The sequence below is a fragment of the Maribacter antarcticus DSM 21422 genome, from assembly GCF_000621125.1.
In the GTDB taxonomy this organism is placed as follows: Bacteria; Bacteroidota; Bacteroidia; order Flavobacteriales; family Flavobacteriaceae; genus Maribacter; species Maribacter antarcticus.
Map to the genome: position 1 here is coordinate 893511 of NZ_KK211214.1, position 18003 is coordinate 911513.

General features: G+C 37.9%; 13 protein-coding genes, 1 tRNA gene and 1 pseudogene. 9 read left to right on the forward strand and 6 right to left on the reverse strand.

From position 1 onward, the window contains the following. Positions 1-6 precede the first annotated feature (6 nt). The 4 genes from Q360_RS0120480 to Q360_RS0120495 all read right to left on the reverse strand — a co-directional run bounded on the left by Q360_RS0120480 (position 7) and on the right by Q360_RS0120495 (position 3599). Positions 7-1464 (reverse strand): phytoene desaturase family protein, encoded by a 1458-nt coding sequence (locus Q360_RS0120480; RefSeq protein ID WP_027078748.1) that lies wholly within the window; start codon positions 1462-1464, stop codon positions 7-9. Positions 1465-1488: 24 nt separating this feature from the next. Further along, positions 1489-2388, reverse strand: coding sequence for a MerR family transcriptional regulator (locus tag Q360_RS0120485; protein WP_027078749.1), 900 nt, complete (start codon positions 2386-2388; stop codon positions 1489-1491). 111 nt (positions 2389-2499) lie between these two features. Next, a tRNA-Leu gene (locus Q360_RS0120490) sits at positions 2500-2583 on the reverse strand. A 179-nt stretch (positions 2584-2762) separates the two neighbouring features. Then, the gene (locus Q360_RS0120495; protein WP_027078750.1) at positions 2763-3599 is read right to left on the reverse strand and encodes an AraC family transcriptional regulator; all 837 of its coding nucleotides are present in this window, start codon (positions 3597-3599) and stop codon (positions 2763-2765) included. A 132-nt stretch (positions 3600-3731) separates the two neighbouring features. Between Q360_RS0120495 and Q360_RS0120500 the strand changes: the two genes are divergently transcribed. The 9 genes and pseudogenes from Q360_RS0120500 to galE all read left to right on the forward strand — a co-directional run bounded on the left by Q360_RS0120500 (position 3732) and on the right by galE (position 14225). Then, a complete protein-coding gene (locus Q360_RS0120500) occupies positions 3732-4640 on the forward strand; it encodes a dihydrodipicolinate synthase family protein (protein ID WP_027078751.1) in 909 nt (302 codons plus the stop codon). A 220-nt stretch (positions 4641-4860) separates the two neighbouring features. Then, complete coding sequence (locus Q360_RS0120505) at positions 4861-6444, forward strand: aldehyde dehydrogenase (NADP(+)) (protein ID WP_027078752.1); 1584 nt, start codon at positions 4861-4863, stop codon at positions 6442-6444. Positions 6445-6480: 36 nt separating this feature from the next. Further along, positions 6481-8211 carry a DUF885 domain-containing protein gene (locus Q360_RS0120510; RefSeq protein WP_084273512.1) on the forward strand — a complete coding sequence of 577 codons (1731 nt, stop codon included), beginning with the start codon at positions 6481-6483 and terminating at the stop codon, positions 8209-8211. A gap of 9 nt (positions 8212-8220) precedes the next feature. Then, positions 8221-9228: a 4-hydroxyproline epimerase gene (locus tag Q360_RS0120515; protein ID WP_027078754.1), complete on the forward strand. Its 1008-nt coding sequence runs from the start codon at positions 8221-8223 to the stop codon at positions 9226-9228. 2 nt (positions 9229-9230) lie between these two features. Next, a complete protein-coding gene (locus Q360_RS0120520) occupies positions 9231-10487 on the forward strand; it encodes an NAD(P)/FAD-dependent oxidoreductase (protein ID WP_027078755.1) in 1257 nt (418 codons plus the stop codon). A 275-nt stretch (positions 10488-10762) separates the two neighbouring features. Next, positions 10763-11620 carry a glucose-1-phosphate thymidylyltransferase RfbA gene (gene rfbA, locus Q360_RS0120525; RefSeq protein ID WP_027078756.1) on the forward strand — a complete coding sequence of 286 codons (858 nt, stop codon included), beginning with the start codon at positions 10763-10765 and terminating at the stop codon, positions 11618-11620. A gap of 3 nt (positions 11621-11623) precedes the next feature. After that, the gene (rfbC, locus tag Q360_RS0120530) at positions 11624-12178 is read left to right on the forward strand and encodes a dTDP-4-dehydrorhamnose 3,5-epimerase (protein WP_027078757.1); all 555 of its coding nucleotides are present in this window, start codon (positions 11624-11626) and stop codon (positions 12176-12178) included. Positions 12179-12189: 11 nt separating this feature from the next. Further along, a complete protein-coding gene (rfbD, locus tag Q360_RS0120535; protein ID WP_027078758.1) occupies positions 12190-13050 on the forward strand; it encodes a dTDP-4-dehydrorhamnose reductase in 861 nt (286 codons plus the stop codon). 147 nt (positions 13051-13197) lie between these two features. After that, a pseudogene (galE, locus tag Q360_RS24075) lies at positions 13198-14225 on the forward strand (UDP-glucose 4-epimerase GalE). Positions 14226-14368: 143 nt separating this feature from the next. On the opposite strand, the gene Q360_RS0120545 reads toward galE, so the two are convergent. Together Q360_RS0120545 and Q360_RS0120550 are read right to left on the reverse strand one after the other, a co-directional pair. After that, positions 14369-14761 (reverse strand): response regulator, encoded by a 393-nt coding sequence (locus Q360_RS0120545; RefSeq protein WP_027078760.1) that lies wholly within the window; start codon positions 14759-14761, stop codon positions 14369-14371. Positions 14762-15251: 490 nt separating this feature from the next. Further along, a complete protein-coding gene (locus Q360_RS0120550) occupies positions 15252-17711 on the reverse strand; it encodes a TonB-dependent receptor domain-containing protein (RefSeq protein ID WP_027078761.1) in 2460 nt (819 codons plus the stop codon). Positions 17712-18003: the final 292 nt, after the last annotated feature.

Below are 18003 nucleotides of genomic sequence, written 5' to 3' on the forward strand. Positions count from 1 at the left end.
GGTGGACTAATTTTCTTTTGTTATTAATTCTGACACCAATTTTCCTGAAATTAAAGAAGGTGGAACCCCTGGACCTGGAACTGTTAGCTGCCCAGTAAAGAAAAGGTTTTTAACCTTTTTACTCTTTAAATTAGGCCTTAGAAACGCCGTTTGCGTTAGGGTATTGGCCATACCGTAAGCGTTTCCTTTGTAGGAGTTGTATCGTTCAATAAAATCATTGACACAGAATGATTCTTTGAATATAATATTATTTCTAATCTTTTGCCCTGTTCTTTTCTCGAATCTATTTAAAATAATATCAAGGTATTCTGCTCTTAATTCTTCGGTGTCCTTAAGGTCTGGAGCTATTGGAACTAGGAAAAACCCAGTTTCACAATTTTCTGGTGCCATGCTGCTATCTGTTATTGACGGAAAATTAGCATAGAATAATGGGTCTGTAGGCCATTTCGGCTCGTCATATATTTCTTCTGCATGCAATTCAAAATCCGTATCAAAGAATAGATTGTGGTGCTCTACATTTATTAGTCTTTTATCAAAACCTATGTAAAACAGTAGTGAAGAAGGAGCAAAGGTCTTTTTGCTCCAGTAGTCTTCGGTATATTGTCTATGTTTGATGTCTAACAAGGTTTCAGAGTGGTGGTAATCCGCACCACTAAGTACCACATCAGATTTTATTTCTGTACCGTCGCTTACAATACCGATAGTCTTTCCGTTTTCTACTAAAATTTTAGACACTGCTTGATTCGTATGAATATGAACGCCTAGCTCTTTTGCCAGGGTTTCCATACCTTTTATAATTTCATACATACCACCTCTTGGGTGCCAGGTACCTAGACCAAAGTCTGCAAAATTCATGAAGTTATAGAAAGATGGGGTATTGCTAGGTTTTGCACCTAAGAATAAAACAGGAAATTCTAAAGTGGAAATTAATTTTGGGTTTTTGAACTTCTTACGTACTTGTGAGCTAATAGTCTTAAAGAATTGGTCCACTTTTAGCACGGTCTCTTTGGTAACTAGCTCTAACGGCGATAGTCCAGGTCTAAGTACTACTTTGTTAATAGCAATGTCATAATTTTCTTGTGCGTTGGCTATGAATTTTCGGAGCTGTACAGAACTACCTTTTTCGATTCGTTCAAATTCCTCGCAGATTTTATCCATGCTATCCCCAATGGTAATAATATCATCAGAAAAGAAAATTTTGTAGGCCGGACTTAGTTTATCTAGGGTGTAAAATTCGGCAGTTTTTCTGCCAAAATCAGCAAAAAACTTATCGAATATGTCTGGCATCCAATACCAACTCGGCCCCATATCAAATGTAAAACCCTGTTTGGTGAATTTTGATGCTCTACCTCCAACTGCAGCGTTTTTCTCGTACATCGTTACATTAAACCCTTCTTTTGCAAGATAACATGCGGCGGATAAGGATGAGAAACCAGAACCTATTATACTAACTTTTTTGCCCATAAATTTAATAGCAGATTTTATTGATTATAAACGGCTAACAACCTGATCTATAGAATGAAAGGTTTTTACAAAACTAGGTAGCTTGGTTTCATCCAAATGCTGCACCTGCCTTCCTAAAATCCAGAGGTTAGGATTGTTATAATCAGACACTAAATGTTTAAAGTCTTCGATGTATTTATCAATACGATCTTTTTCAGGTACAACCGTAAAATAGGAAAGAAAGTAAATGTTGTCAAAATACTTCATTAAATCCATAAGGTTTTCCATTGGTATGGTCTGTCCTAAATAAATACTTTTATAGCCTCTAAGTATAATTTCGTAGTTGAGATAAAGAAGGCCTATCTCGTGAATTTCGTTTTCAGGGAGGTAAACCACAAAAACCTTGTCGGTTTTAGTCGGTTTCAAATGCTGTAATTTTTCCGTATTTACGAGAATTTTCTGTTTAATAAGACCCGTAATAAAATGCTCATGTGCAGGACTAATGGTGTCTGTTTGCCAGAGCAAGCCAAGCTCATTTAGTAATGGGATAAATGTTTCTTTAAAAACTTCCCTAAATGATTTTTCATTAATTAAACTGTTATAAGTACTAAAGAAAATATTTTGATCAAAATTCATCATAGCCAGCTTAAAAGCGTTCATGGCATGATTTTTAAAACTACTTTTTGCAACGATTTCTCTTACAACTAATGATATATCACCTTCAGGTATTTTTGCTATTTTGGATATTTTATGTCCGCTGTGATAGAGGAGCGTAATGTTTAATAATTTTTGAAGACTCGCTAGGGTGTAGGTTCTAATATTGGTGTCGGTACGCTCAGGGCTCAATAGATTATATCTTTTTTCCCAAATTCTTATGGTATGCGCTTTAATCCCAGAAAGGTTTTCTAAATCGCGGATACTAAAATTCTTTTTTATATTGTTCATTTAATTATCAAAAGCCTTAAACAAAGTTACACTTTAAACGGATAGCGCTTTCAAAAAGCCAAGTTAAAATTTTAAATAAAAAGAAAAAAGCCGGGCGTTTACCCGGCTATGTGCCCACGACTAGATTCGAACTAGCACGTCCTTACGAACACTACCCCCTCAAGGTAGCATGTCTACCAATTTCACCACGTGGGCCAAAATATATTCTAGCCTGTAAAGATAGAAAGCTATTGTTTAATTCAAAGTAATTTTTGGAATATATGTTTAAGGAAGAAAATTTGTTTAAGGATATGTAAGGTAAATGATATCAGCGGTTCACTATATTGCTGTAAGTGGCTCTTTTTGCACCTTTGTGACTTTGGCCTATGGTTTGGTTAATGACGCACGTACGCTGTAGGGGTGCTTTTTTTTATATGTTTAAATTTTCGATTAAAATTAGATATAGAACCAAAACCCGATTTTTCGGCTATTTCTAAGATGCTTAGGTCCTTGTTGGATACTAGCAACTGGCAGGCATGTTCTATTCGCAATTCAATTAAAAATTGAAAGAATGTCTTGTTCGTACGTTGCTTAAAGAACCGACAAAAGGCATTTGGCGTCATAAATGCAAGGTTGGCTACGGTAATTAATTTTATGTCCCGCTCAAAATTATGCATCACGTAATCTAGCACCTCTTGTAATCGTTTCCCTTCATTAGCATTAAGTGCTTTTGGATGAACGAAACCTGTTAACATCGTAATTTTGTCTTCAGAAATCCTTTTAAGTAATTCTAGGAATGAAATAAACCGGGAAAATTTATCCGCGAAAGGGAGGGCTTTCATAATTTGCCGGGCTGCAAGGTTTTTAGCTGATACTCTGTAACCTGTATTCGGTTTATTAAAAAACGATGCGGTTTGTTCCAAATCCGGAATGGTAAAAAAATCGGAGCCAAAGCTATTTGGGGTGAAGAAAAGAGAAATCATGTGCGATACTTCGTCGTTGCTTGTGCTTTGAAAAAGATGCGGTATTTTTCCATCGATGACTATTAAATCCCCTGTCGTATAAGAATGTATGCTATCTCCTATAATAAGTTTTCCCTGTCCTTTGACCAACAAGCTTATCTGTATTTCTTCATGTTGATGAAGCTTGTCAAAAAACACAAGTTCCTTGTTTTCTTGAACAATCAATGCACCGGCTACCGGTTTGGGTATTTGAAATGGATATATTTTCAAAATGTGTTTAATTTACCTTGCAGTTTGTAAAATAAGTTAAAACAGGTTAATATAGTCTAATTTACGGTTAAAATTGATGAATAAAGTCTTTTTTATCCTGCCGTACCTTTGTATGAACCTAAAACAGTAAGCATGAGTATTCAGTGGAAAGGCGTAATGCCAGCGGTAACAACAAAATTTAAGGAAGACGACACCTTGGACATGGAAATGTTCGAAGTAAATATAAAAGCACAACTAGATGCCGGAGTTTCAGGCATTATCCTTGGGGGTACTTTAGGCGAGGCTAGTACCTTAACTGGCGAAGAGAAAAAGCAGCTAATTATAGAAACCGTGCAACTGGTTGATGGAGCTGTTCCTGTTATTATTAATATAGCAGAGCAAACAACCAAAGGAGCAATTGAAGCAGCTCGCGTTGCCAAAGAGTGTGGTGCTAGAGGTTTAATGGTATTACCTCCCATGCGATATAAGGCCAATGACTATGAAACCATTACCTATTTTAAAGCGATTGCGGATAGTACTGATTTACCTATAATGATTTACAATAATCCTGTGGATTACGGAATTGAGGTAACCTTGGATATGTTCGAAGAGATGCTGGAATGTAAAAATATTGAAGCCGTAAAGGAGTCAACAAGGGATATCTCCAACGTTACTAGAATCAAAGCACGTTTTGGAAATCGATTAAAAGTACTTACCGGTGTAGATACCTTGGGTATGGAAAGTATCCTAATGGGCGCAGATGGTTGGGTTGCTGGGTTGGTATGTGCTTTCCCAGCGGAGACTTGTGCAGTTTATGAATTGGTAAAAGCAGGTAGAATAAATGAAGCTTTGGAAATTTATAGATGGTTCCTGCCTATATTGGAATTAGATATTAATCCACAATTAGTACAGAATATTAAAATGGCCGAGGTAGCTACAGGAATTGGAACCGAACGCGTTAGAGCACCCAGGTTACCTTTGGTAGGAGCAGAGCGTGAAAGAGTGGCGAAAGTTATAAGTGATGGTTTGGCTCATAGGCCCAAGTTGCCTGCTTATAAATAACTGAGCATGGAACAGTATGGCGCAAAAACATACACATAAACAAAGTAGAGAAATAAGAAACAACTGTGCTATTCGTTTTAATGGGTTGTTTCTTATTTTTGATTAAAATTCGAAAGTCCATAATGGGCATTTAATTAAATAAAGGTGATGCCATCCGATATAATAAAATCTATATCTACCGGTTTAGTATTTTTAATTGAAATAAAATAAAAAGACATAAATGATATCAGGAGCTAATTACATAGGAACGAAACTCTCAAAAAAGGGAGATAAGCAATTCAATACCTTTAATCCTAAACTTAATATCCCTACCGAGTGGACGTTCCAAGAGGCAAATGAAGAAGAAATAAATGATGCAGCTAGCTTGGCCAAAACGGCTTTTACTATATATCGCGAATTTTCAGGGAAGCGTAAGGCCACATTTCTACGTGCTATTGCCGAGGAAATCGAAAATTTAGGAGATGAACTGATTCAGGTGTACACACAGGAATCTGGTTTACCAGAGGGTCGTGCTATTGGCGAAAGAGGCAGAACTATGGGCCAATTGAGAGCCTTTGCGGCTTTATTAGAAGAAGGTTCTTGGGTAGAAGCAAGTATTGATCCGGCACAACCGAATCGTCAACCGATGCCAAAAGTTGATCTTCGTAAAATGTTATGTCCCGTTGGCCCCATTGTAGTTTTTGGGTCCAGTAACTTTCCATTGGCTTTTTCAACTGCTGGTGGTGACACTGCCAGTGCCTTTGCATCTGGATGTCCTGTAATCGTTAAAAGCCACCCCATGCACGCTGGTACTGGTGAGCTTGTAGCATCAGCTATTATTAAGGCAGCAGCAAAAACAGAAATGCCCAACGGTGTGTTTTCTAATTTAAATAGCAGCGGTATAGAAGTGGGTCAGCATTTAGTTACACACCCTGCCGTTAAAGGAGTAGGTTTCACAGGAAGTATAAAAGGAGGTACTGCCTTATATCGCTTGGCAAATGAAAGACCGGATCCCATACCGGTTTTTGCAGAAATGGGTAGTGTTAACCCTATCGTTGTTTTCCCTTCTGCTTTAACGGAGAAAGGGGACGAATGGGCAAAGCAGTATGCAGGTTCTATTATGTTGGGAGCTGGTCAGTTTTGCACAAATCCAGGACTTATATTAGGAATAAAGAGTACTTCATTAGACGGATTTATAGCAACTCTAGGAGCCGAGATTGGCACATTGGAACCGATATGTATGTTGCATCCCAATATTCATAGTAACTACGAGAAAGCGAAGCAAGAACTTTCTGCCCAAACTTCCGTGGATACCGTGGCTGACTATAATACGGTGGTAGCACCAAATATGGCGCAACAGCGTGTATTGACCGTTAACGGTACCAATTTCTTGAAAAACACAAAATTACATCAAGAGGTGTTCGGTCCTTTTTCTATTATCGTTCGTTGTTCGGACGCTAGTGAAATGGAAGCTATACTCGCCAAGTTAGAGGGGCAACTTACAGGGACTGTGCTAGGCAATGAGAATGAACTCAAAAAGTATAAAACCATTGTAGATACGCTCCAGGACAAAGTAGGACGTATTATTTTTAATGGTGTGCCAACAGGGGTGGAAGTTTGTCCCTCTATGCAGCACGGAGGTCCATTTCCGGCGGCAACGGATAGCAGGTTTACTTCCGTAGGAACAGGAGCTATAAGGCGATGGGTACGACCTGTAAGTTTTCAGAACTGGCCAAACGAATGGCTGCCTGAAGCCTTACAGAACAAAAATCCGTTAGGGATAACTAGAGTAGTGGATGGATCACATACGAGCAATGCGCTATAAGCTAAATTAAATCAGATACTGTAAAATAAGACAGACATGCACAAGGGTATTTTTAGTTCAGTTACCGTATTCCTCATCGTAGTGCTCACAATGGGTAGAATGGGACTTGCCCAAGAAAGCAGTGCCAAACAATTGGAAGCTGTTATAGATGAGGTATCCACTTTTAAATTATATGATTATTTAGATTACCCCTTAGGAAGGCATCAGGCAGAATTAGAAAAGAAGCATGCCGATTTTGCGCTGTCGCAATTAAAGGTCTTGGAACAGATAGCTATTTCCGGGTTGACAGAAACGGAGCAGATTTCATATGAGCTCTTGCGTTTCAGGCTACAAAATAGGGTAGATGAATACAAGTATGAGATGCATTTGAACCCCATACAGGCAGATCAGGGCTTTCACCTTAATCTGAATTATAGCATCAAGCCCATACTTAGCTATGAAGACGCAAAACGGTATTTAAATCTTTTGAACGCGGTGCCTGAGTTTGTAAGGGAACATCTTGTATTGATTCGTGAAGGAATTAAAAAGGGAATCTCACAGCCACAGGTTATTTTTAAAGGATATGAATCTACTTATGATGTCCATATTATGGATGATGTAACTCAAAGTGCTTTTTTTGAGCCTTTTAAAAGTTTACCAGCTACGTTTAGCAAAGCACAGTCTGATTCTATTTTGACGGCTGCGCAGTTAGCTATCCAAAAGAATGTAGTTCCTTCCTTCAAAACAATAAAAAAATTCTTTGAAACAGAATACATCCCCAAAACAAGAACGGCTTTAGGTGTATCCGAAACCCAGAATGGACGCGCCTTTTATCAGAATAGAATCAATTATTACACGACTACGACGGAATACACAGCAGACGACATCCACAATATCGGACTCGCGGAAGTGGCTCGGATAAAGTCGGAAATGAAAAAAATCATTAAAAAAGTCAGTTTTGAGGGGAGTTTTGATGATTTTTTGACTTTTTTACGCACCGATGAACAATTTTACGCAAAAACAGGAAAGGAATTATTAATGAATGCAAGGGATATTGCTAAGCGCATTGATGCAGAGCTACCAAAGTTTTTTAATACACTACCGCGAAGACCGTATGGAGTTATAAAAGTGCCTGATGCGATAGCACCCAAATACACAGGAGGGCGCTATTCCGGTCCTTCGTCCGATACCCAACCCGGCTTCTATCTGGTGAATACCTATAAATTAAACAGTAGACCGCTGTATACACTGCCATCCCTCACGGCCCATGAGGCGGTTCCTGGCCACCATCTACAGGGAAGTTTAAACAGGGAACTGGGCGATAGTATTCCAAAGTTTAGAAAGAATACCTATTTATCCGCCTACGGAGAAGGTTGGGCTTTGTATACCGAGTTTCTAGGAAATGAACTAGGTATTTACACCACGCCTTATGAGGAGTTTGGGAAATACACCTACGAAATGTGGCGCGCCTGTAGATTGGTTGTAGATACGGGCATCCATTCAAAAGGTTGGACACGGGATGAAGTCGTTAGCTTTATGCTTGAAAACACCGCGCTTTCCGAACACGAAGTGAATACGGAAACTGACCGCTATATTGCATGGCCCGGACAAGCTATTTCCTATAAGATGGGCGAAATTAAAATAAGGGAACTACGCAAACGTGCGGAAGTCGAATTGGGACAAAACTTCAATATCAGGGATTTCCATGATATTGTATTGGAAGAGGGTACGGTAACCTTGCCTATTTTGGAAAAACGAGTAACTGCCTATATCAAAAGGAATAAATAGTTTAGTTAAATGCCTAAAAGTACATTTGTTTGTATAGATGCCCATACCTGCGGTAATCCTGTGCGCGTTATAAAACATGGCGGTCCTGATTTAATAGGTGCCAACATGAGCGAAAAGCGACAACATTTTTTAAGGGAATACGATTGGATACGAAAAGGATTGATGTTCGAACCACGTGGGCATGATATGATGAGTGGTAGTATTTTTTACCCACCGGCTAACCCCGATAATGATTTTGGAATATTATTTATAGAAACAAGTGGTTGCTTGCCTATGTGTGGTCATGGAACTATTGGTGCTATAACCATTGGCATAGAAGAAGGATTGATTATCCCTAAAATTCCCGGAGAAGTACGTATGGAAACTCCGGCCGGACTTGTGAAAATAACCTATCAACAAAAGGGAGATAAAGTAGATTGGGTGCGACTAACCAACGTAAAATCTTATTTAGCTGAAACTAATTTAACCATTGTATCTTCCGATTTGGGAGAACTTATTTTTGATGTTTCCTATGGTGGAAATTTCTATGCTATTGTAGACCCACAGGAAAATTTTTCAGGTATTCAGGATTTTACGGCGAGTAATTTGATACAGTTCAGTCAAGAATTGCGGTCAAAAATCAATGAAAAATATCCTGGTAAATTCGTACATCCAGAGGACGATACCATAAGGGATGTAAGCCACATGCTTTGGACGGGAGCTACGATTTCTCCAGATGCCACGGCTAGAAATGCTGTTTTTTATGGAGATAAAGCTATAGATCGTTCTCCTTGCGGTACAGGGACATCGGCAAGGATGGCGCAATGGTATGGAAAAGGAAAGCTCAAAAAGGGCGATAAGTTTATACATGAAAGTTTTATAGGCTCAAAATTTATTGGCAGGCTAGATGCTGAGACAGACCTCATGGGAGTACCTGCCATTATACCCAGTATACAGGGTTGGGCTAAGATTTATGGTCAGAATACAATAACAATAGATGATAACGACCCATACGCACATGGGTTTCAGGTGATATAAGTATGGGAAAGAACATTGTAATTATAGGCGGTGGTATCGTGGGACTTTGTTCAGCGTATTTTTTAAAAAAAGAGGGTCATGAAGTTACGGTAATAGACAAGTCAGATATTACATCCGGAGCGTCTTTTGTGAATGCTGGTTATTTAACGCCAAGTCACGTAATTCCTTTAGCATCACCAGGAATGATAGCGCAAGGAATTAAAATGATGTTCAATTCCGCGAGTCCTTTTTATATGAAACCCCGATTGGACTGGGATTTCATGAAATGGTCATGGTATTTTCATAAGTCTTCAACAAAACAAAAGGTAGAGAGAGCGATTCCAGTAATTAAGGATATTAATATTATAAGTAGGGAACTTTATGCCGATATAAAAGCTTCTGGTGACTTGGGAAATTTTCAATTGGAACGGAAGGGTTTATTGATGCTTTACAAAACAGAAGCCTCTTATGAACATGAAATGGAGGTAGCAAAAAAAGCAAGTTTTCTAGGATTGGAAGTAAGCGAGCTAAACAAAAATGAACTGGATAAGATAGAACCTAACATTCAGATAGATGCAAAAGGAGCTATCCATTATGAATGCGATGGCCATACCACACCAACGGAGTTTATGCCCAAAATGGTCGACTACTTAAAACGCGTGGGTGTCCTAATAAAGACCAATGAAGCGGTATTGGATATGGATGTTGCAAATGGAAAAATAAGTAAAGTAATTACAGATAAGAATTCCTACCAACCAGAAGCCGTGGTTATGGCAGCGGGTTCATGGAGCGGAGAGCTTGCCAAAAAACTCAATATAAAATTATCCCTCCAAGCAGGAAAAGGCTATCGTATTAATTTGGAAAGGGATACTGGTATTGGTATGCCCGCAATTCTTATGGAAGCGAAAATGGCGGTTACGCCTATGGAAGGATTTACCCGTTTTGCAGGAACTATGGAGTTTACAGGAATTAATGATGTTGTAAGGAAGGAACGCGTTATGGCTATCGCCAATGGTGCCAAAACATTCTATCCTGATTTAGAAATTAAGCAAGAAGAGATTAACAGTGCCAAAACCGGAATGCGCCCTGTATCCCCAGACGGAATGCCCTATATTGGTAAATCCAAGGATTATCATAACCTTGTTTTCGCCACAGGCCATGCTATGATGGGCTGGAGTCTTGGTCCGGCAACAGGAAAGCTAGTTTCTGAAATTATAGACGATAAGGAGACCACGATGTGTATTGATGCGTTTAGACCGGAACGTAGTTTTAATAGATAGATTTTGGAAAGAGAAGATTAAGCCCTAGTGCAGTATTTACTAGGTTCTATAGCAAGTAGCATGGGTATCTTTTTTTAATTTGTATAAATTTACCGATCTTCACGAAGGTCGATTTACCCTTATCAATAAATAAAACGATATTAAAACCCTTTAGACGATGAACTCCGCATAATTAAAATAAGCATTAAACAGTTTTGAAATGGCTATTTTAATTAGTACATATTACACTTGACGTTAGGTAGTTGGGTCTGGCTGTTTAATCATTAAAAAAAAACATGAAAGGAATAATACTAGCAGGAGGTTCGGGTACGAGGCTACATCCTTGTACCTTAGCAGTGAGTAAACAGTTAATGCCTATTTATGATAAACCCATGATCTATTACCCACTATCTACATTATTGGAGGCAGGAATATGGGAAATTCTCATCATTTCTACGCCGCACGATCTTCCTATGTTTGAAAAATTATTGGGTGATGGCAGAAAATATGGTTGCGTTTTTGAATACGCCGTACAGGAAGAACCTAATGGGCTAGCCGAGGCTTTTATTATAGGAGAAGGGTTTATTGGAAAAGAAAAAGTAGCACTTATTTTAGGTGATAATATTTTTTACGGCTCAGGATTAGTAAAAATGCTTCAAGCTAATAATGAACCAGACGGTGCTATTATTTATGCTTATCATGTGAATGATCCGGAACGTTACGGCGTGGTCGATTTTGATGATGATTATAATGTGATTTCCATAGAAGAAAAACCTTTAAAGCCAAAATCAAATTATGCGGTTCCGGGTATCTATTTTTATGATAACGATGTGGTAGAAATTGCCAAGAATACCAAGCCAAGTGCTAGAGGTGAAATTGAAATAACTGACGTAAACAAAACATATTTGGAACGCGGAAAGTTAAAAGTGAGTATTTTGGATCCGGGTACGGCGTGGTTAGATACGGGTACGTTCAACTCCTTAATGCAAGCATCGCAGTTTGTACAGGTAATTGAGGAAAGGCAAGGTTTGAAAATTGGTGCTATTGAGTCCGCTGCATATAAAATGGGCTATATCACCAGAAGTCAGTTTAAAAAACTTACTGCGCCCTTTATCAAAAGTGGCTACAGTAACAAATTAATGGAACTCAGGTAGATTATGAAAGCAGAGGCTACAATGATAGAAGGGTGTTATGTTTTAGAGCCCAATATATTTGAAGACAAGAGAGGTTATTTTTTTGAAAGCTTTAATCAACAAAAGTTTGAGGATATTATTGGTACCGCAATAAATTTTATTCAAGATAACCAGTCTAAATCATCCAAAGGGGTGCTAAGAGGATTACATTATCAAAAAGGAACTTTTGCTCAAGCAAAGCTAGTTCGGGTATTGGAAGGTGAAGTGTTGGATGTCGTTGTAGATCTTAGAAAAGATAAAACGACTTATAAAAACGTATTTGTAACTACCCTTTCCCAAAAAAACAACAAACAGCTTTTCATCCCTAGGGGATGCGCCCATGGGTTTCTCACATTAAGCGATTCGGCTACCTTTTTCTATAAATGTGATAATTTGTACCATAAAGAAGCAGAGGCGGGTATCCGATATGATGATCCTGAATTTGCTATAGATTGGAAGCTGCCAGATAGTGAGCTTATCATCTCTGAAAAGGATATTTTGCTTCCTTTTTTCAATCAAACAGAAAAAACAGCCCTATAAGTTTTAAGCGTATGATTAATGTATTGGTTACAGGTGCAAACGGGCAATTAGGTTCCGCCATAAAATCTATTGCGAACACTGAAGGGCTTATTTCCTTTACGTATTGCACATCTTCACAATTGAATATTACGGATGCAGATGCAATTTTGGAAAATTTTAGAAGCTATGACTATGACTATTGTATAAATTGTGCGGCCTATACCAATGTGGATGCAGCAGAGGAATATTTTGCTCAAGCAAACGCGATAAATGGTCTTGGGGTCAAATATTTGGCTACAGCATGCAAGGAGAGTCGAACTAAACTTATACATATTTCGACTGATTTTGTCTTTTCTGGAAAACATAGTCTACCCTATACTGAATTTGATACGCCCGAACCTGCAAGTGCCTATGGGCTTTCTAAATATCGGGGAGAACAAGAAATCAGTAAGCATTTGTCCGATTATTATATCATAAGGACGTCATGGTTATACTCGGAGTTTGGACATAATTTTATGAAGTCTATGCTCAAATTAGGTAAGGAAAGAGCGCATCTCTCCGTTGTTTTTGACCAAATTGGAAGCCCTACGTATGCAGTTGATTTAGCTCGATTTATTCTTCAATTGATACAAAAAAATACGGATGCATTTGGCATATATCACTATAGTAATGAAGGAGTTGCGAGTTGGTACGATTTTGCTAAAGCTATATTTGAAGAAGCCGATATACGCATTGCCTTAAGTCCGATTAGGACTGCGGAGTATCCGTTGCCGGCAAAACGACCAAGTTACAGTGTTATGGACAAGGCCAAAGTGAAAGCCAGTTTTAATCTACAGATTCCACATTGGCGGGATAGCCTTATCGAGGCCGTGAAAAATAATGCTTTACTCTAGGTAAAAGCTCATAATTACAATAGCCCATCAATAGAGCTAAAAACCTTAGTGGAAGCACTTGAACTAAAGTGAAAACTAATTTTCATTTGCATACAGGCTTCGAACAAGCAAGCGGACTAAGGGGGATAAATATTCAAAATAAATTGTATAAAAATAGTAGTAACAGGTGGCCTTGGCTTTATAGGGGGGCACACGGTGGTTGAATTATAAATTTAAGGTTTTGATGTCGTAATTATTGATAATCTATGTAACTCTTCGGAGGACGTTTTAGAAGGAATACAAAAGATAACCAGTAAAGAAGTCAATTTTGAGAAATTAAATCTTCGAGACAAGTCTCAAGTGGCCGAGTTCTTCCAAAAATATAATGATATTCAGGGTGTATCCATTTTGCAGCGTATAAGGCAGTAGGAGAAAGCGTAGCTAACCCTTTGGCTTATTATGAGATAATGTAAGTAGTCTGGTATATTTACTACAAGAACTGACCAATAGGGGGAAATCGAATTTTATATTCAGTTCTTCCTGTACGGTTTACGGCCAAGCGGATATCGTACCCATCACGGAGGATTCCTCAGTAAAACCTGCGGAGTCGCCGTATGGAAATACAAAACAAATCGGAGAGGAAATTTTACAGGATGTATATAAAGTAAATCCCCATGTAAATGCGATTGCTATGCGTTATTTTATAGGGGTGCACATTCTTCTTCAGAGATAGGAGAGTTGCCATTGGGAGTACCACAGAATTTGGTGCCTTATATTACCCAAACAGGCGTTTGTCTAAGGGATTGTCTAAGTGTTTTTTGAGAAGATTATGATACGGAGGACGGTACCTGTATACGTGATTATATTCATGTAGGTGATTTGGTGAAAGCCTATGTGGTTGCCTTACAAAGATTGTTAGGAGACAAGAATGATGCTAATTTTGAAGTTTTAATCTTGGTACGGGTACTGGTAGTTCTGTATTGGAGGTTAGTAGAAGTTATGAACGCATTTCTGGTAATAAGCTCAACCATAAAATAGTAGATAGACGACCCGGAGATGTAACTATGGCCTATGCAGATACCTCAAAAGCAAATGCTATTCTTGGCTGGACAGCAGAAACGACTTTAGAGGACACCATGAAATCTGCTTGGGATTGGGAGTGTAAAATTAGAAACTACGAGGAGTTAGTTTCTTAATAAGTATAGGAATAAAAACTTATATAAGTAGACCAATGCGCGTCTGTTTAGCGAAATTAGGCTTAAACACGCTGCACGTATTTAAGCCTAATTTTTTATGTTTTAGAATTTAATACCTCATAGGTTTTTATCCGGGTAGTTTATTAACTATTTAACAACACCCTAAGTTCCTCTGTGGTTACAGGTTTACTAATAAAACCATCTACCAGTCTATTCCGCAGCACTGCTTTTTTTTCTTTGGCACTAGTAGTAGTAGATAAAACATGAATACTGATGGTGTATTTCTTCTTCATTAGTTGTTTCTCGAATAGTTTTAGAAATTCCGTTCCTGTTAGTACTGGCATGTGAAGGTCTAACAATACTAAAATTTTACAGGTTCCATCTACACAGGTAAAGGTGTTCAAGTAATCTAGCGCATCATAACCCGAGGCAAAAGACATAAAATGCTCATTGCCTAAATATTCCTTAATTATTTTTTTAACGCTAAAGCGTAGTATCGGATCATCGTCTATCAGGATGGTGTTTGTAATTTTCATTTTGTAATCCTCCTAAGGACATTAAATAGTAAGAAAAATAAATTAAAGCACAAATATAAGAAATTTCCTACAAAATAGTTTTAATTTGTGATTATTTAACGATTTTATTACCAATGTATTTTTTTGATAACACTCGTAAAGTTTGCGGTTACGTCTTATAAGGCTATATTATTTTTAGCCCTTTGTGTACAATTGTAGTTGGAAAATGGTTTTTTCGTTGCTTAAGGAGGATTTTTCTCGTTTGATACGCTTTTACTAAAGCCTTAGCAGTGATGTTTAAAGCAACGAGTTTAAGTTTCAGAAATGGCACTGTTTAAGAAATTAACCATCTTAGTATCTCACTACTTGTTAATTTTTCCATCATTCCCTATATCTTACTTTATGTAATCTTAACTGCATTCTGAAAATAGCTATCTGATTAGTTATAGACTATTGTAATACTCGTGGTACTTAAAGACAAGAATATAACGGTAAGATTACAAAGAGAACTTTAATATTCACCATCTTCATCGCCACCATTACGCTGCCTTCCTTTATTACCCTGCTTTTTCTGATTTATGCGGTAAACAAATGAAAGTGTTATTTGTCGTTCACGCCATTGGAATTCACTTTCTGAGGTAAAAAATGGGGTCTGTGTCAACGATATTCTTTTTCTTGAATTTAAAAGGTCACTAACATTTAATGCGAGTGTGCCTTTGTCGTTAAGAATATCCTTGCTAAACGCCAAATTCAATGAAAATATACCTTCATTTTCAGTTTGTGCATTATTGGTAGGACCACGGTAGAAGGCATTGGTCTGCCAGTCTATTTTTCCCGGTAAGCTTACTTTAGCGCTAAATCTTGAAAACCAGCTTGTATTTTTGGCACCAAAATCAACACCGTTGAAAGCTCCATCTGAATTGAATTGAAAGAAATTAAAACTACCGTTTAAACGCAGCCATTTCTTTGGATTGTATAATAATCCCAATTCAGCGCCCACACGTTCGTTGGTAGAAAGGTTGATGGGTATAGAACGAATGATGACAATACCATCAGTTGTAACTTGCCCTGTTTCTTCTTGTACCCTTTCAAAAGAGTTAGTTTCTTTTTGATAATATATAGAGGTGGTCAAGGTTAGTTTTTCCCACCGCTTCAAATACCCTAAATCAAAAGCATTGGCAAAGGCTGGATTTAGATCTGGATTCCCTTGAAATATATTTGTTCTACTAGATCTAGAAGGAAACGGGTTTATAAAATAACCTCTAGGCCGGTTGATGCGTCGGTTATACCCGAGCGTTAGATTTTCATTTTCTGCAAGCTCATAAATTAGGTTTAATGTGGGGAAGAGTCCCAAATAATTTTTGTCAAAATTTAAATCTATTCCCTCACCGATAGCTTCTTCCAAAGTTTGTATGTCTACACCGCTAACTTCACCCTTAAGTTGGGTATTCTCTAATCTAAGGCCAAGTAAAAAGGAAAAAAATCCAAATTTATTTCCATATTGTGAATAGAGTGCATTCACGTTCTGGTTAAACAAAAATCGATTCGTAAGCCCTAAATTGGGAACAAATACGCTAGAATCTAAATTAAACTCTTCCAGACTAAAATCAGTATCCGATTGTTCCCAATTACCTCTGTACCCTGCCTCAAATTGTGCATCACCCATTGGAAGCACATAATCTATTTGTGTCAAATATTCATTTTGAAATTCTAATTCTCGTATATTTTCGTTTGCAATAAGATTCGTGTTAGGAAAGGTGTTATTTTCTAATATGGTTATTGGCTTTAATTCTTCGTTATAAGAAAGCTGCAGGTCTACGGTAAGCTTATGTCCTTCTGTATTAAAATCATTGATGTAATTAAGCGAGAATTGGGCGCTTTTTTCCTCTTCTTGCTCATCTTCTATTCGCAAGGTTCTGCTGTCGATTTCAGTGCCTATAAATCTTGTGGTACTGTTATCGGTCATGTCTTCTCCATCATTGGTTCTGCCAAAGGCACTTGCGGTCAACGAAGAGGTTTCCGTTAGGAAGTATTCAATTCCTAAATTTAAATTGAAGCCACTATTCTTTCTGTTGATATCGCGGTCTTCGATAATTCGATTAAAGGCACCACTCTGGTAGGTATTATCAAAAAATCCATTTCCTGGCGGCTCCCTATAAGAGTATCCTAACGTACTAAAGATATTATACTTCTCTTTTCTCAAATTAAGATTGGATGTAAAAGAAGCTGCGTTGGGATAACCTACTGTGGTATTAATGGTACCGTTAAAACCACGAGTTTTTTCTTTCTTTAATACAATATTCAAAATACCCGCGGTACCCTCGGCATCATAGCGCGCGGAAGGACTTGTAATCACTTCTACCTTTTCTATGGCATCTGCCGGCAGTTGTCTCAACGCATCTGTGGAGCCAAAACCTGCTAATGCCGAAGGCCTACCATTGATTAAAATCCTCACATTACCATTGCCTCGCAGTGCTACAGCGCCATCGACATCAACAGTTACAGATGGTATATTGTCCAAGGCATCACTTATGGTTGCACCGCTATTGGTAAGATCTTTACCGACATTGTAAATTTTCTTATCCAGTCGTACTTCAACGGTTGTCTTTTCGCCTATAACTTCCACAGCCTCTAATTGTGTGGCATCTATGGAAAGTCGGATAGTACCTAAATCAATAGATTTAACTACATCTTGATTGTTTAGGATGTAAGATTGGTACGAGATATACTCTACCCTCAAATTATACTTTCCGGGTGCGGCCGCAACCTTAAATTTTCCATTTATACCTGTAATACCTCCTGTGACCTTATCAGGTGTCTCAACACTTTGCACGACCAAAGTAGCATATTCTAGCGGTTCGTTGGTCTCTTGATCTAATACTGTTCCAGTAATGTAGATATCTCTTTGAGCAGAGGCCGTTGTAGTAAAAAGTAAAAATAAGCTTGTAAAGAGAAAAAAACATTTTAACATTAGATAATCAAATTTTCAGGTTCATATTAGCTACGTAAAAATCATATTTAACTTGCATGTAGACATTAATTTTCTTTGAACGACAAGAGTTATGTCGCTAACGGCCTTAAAGAAATGTTAATAGGAAAAAATGAAGGAGAGTTCATTATCATACTTACTTTCTTGGAATGTGTGTATTACACAAATCAAAAGCAGTATTTGCTTGACGGAAGAACATTTAATTCCTTATTTTGGTCAAATAATAAATAATCCAATAAGATGCACAACCTAAAAGGGCAACTATCCGTAACTT

Excerpts from the sequence above, each read along its gene's own strand:
- rfbC (WP_027078757.1), top strand. The coding sequence starts at position 11,624 with ATGAAAGCAGAGGCTACAATGATAGAAGGGTGTTATGTTTTAGAGCCC.
- Q360_RS0120485 (WP_027078749.1), bottom strand. The coding sequence starts at position 2,388 with ATGAACAATATAAAAAAGAATTTTAGTATCCGCGATTTAGAAAACCTT.
- Q360_RS0120505 (WP_027078752.1), top strand. The coding sequence starts at position 4,861 with ATGATATCAGGAGCTAATTACATAGGAACGAAACTCTCAAAAAAGGGA.
- rfbD (WP_027078758.1), top strand. The coding sequence starts at position 12,190 with ATGATTAATGTATTGGTTACAGGTGCAAACGGGCAATTAGGTTCCGCC.
- Q360_RS0120500 (WP_027078751.1), top strand. The coding sequence starts at position 3,732 with ATGAGTATTCAGTGGAAAGGCGTAATGCCAGCGGTAACAACAAAATTT.
- rfbA (WP_027078756.1), top strand. The coding sequence starts at position 10,763 with ATGAAAGGAATAATACTAGCAGGAGGTTCGGGTACGAGGCTACATCCT.
- Q360_RS0120520 (WP_027078755.1), top strand. The coding sequence starts at position 9,231 with ATGGGAAAGAACATTGTAATTATAGGCGGTGGTATCGTGGGACTTTGT.
- Q360_RS0120550 (WP_027078761.1), bottom strand. The coding sequence starts at position 17,711 with ATGTTAAAATGTTTTTTTCTCTTTACAAGCTTATTTTTACTTTTTACT.
- Q360_RS0120510 (WP_084273512.1), top strand. The coding sequence starts at position 6,481 with ATGCACAAGGGTATTTTTAGTTCAGTTACCGTATTCCTCATCGTAGTG.
- Q360_RS0120515 (WP_027078754.1), top strand. The coding sequence starts at position 8,221 with ATGCCTAAAAGTACATTTGTTTGTATAGATGCCCATACCTGCGGTAAT.
- Q360_RS0120480 (WP_027078748.1), bottom strand. The coding sequence starts at position 1,464 with ATGGGCAAAAAAGTTAGTATAATAGGTTCTGGTTTCTCATCCTTATCC.
- Q360_RS0120545 (WP_027078760.1), bottom strand. The coding sequence starts at position 14,761 with ATGAAAATTACAAACACCATCCTGATAGACGATGATCCGATACTACGC.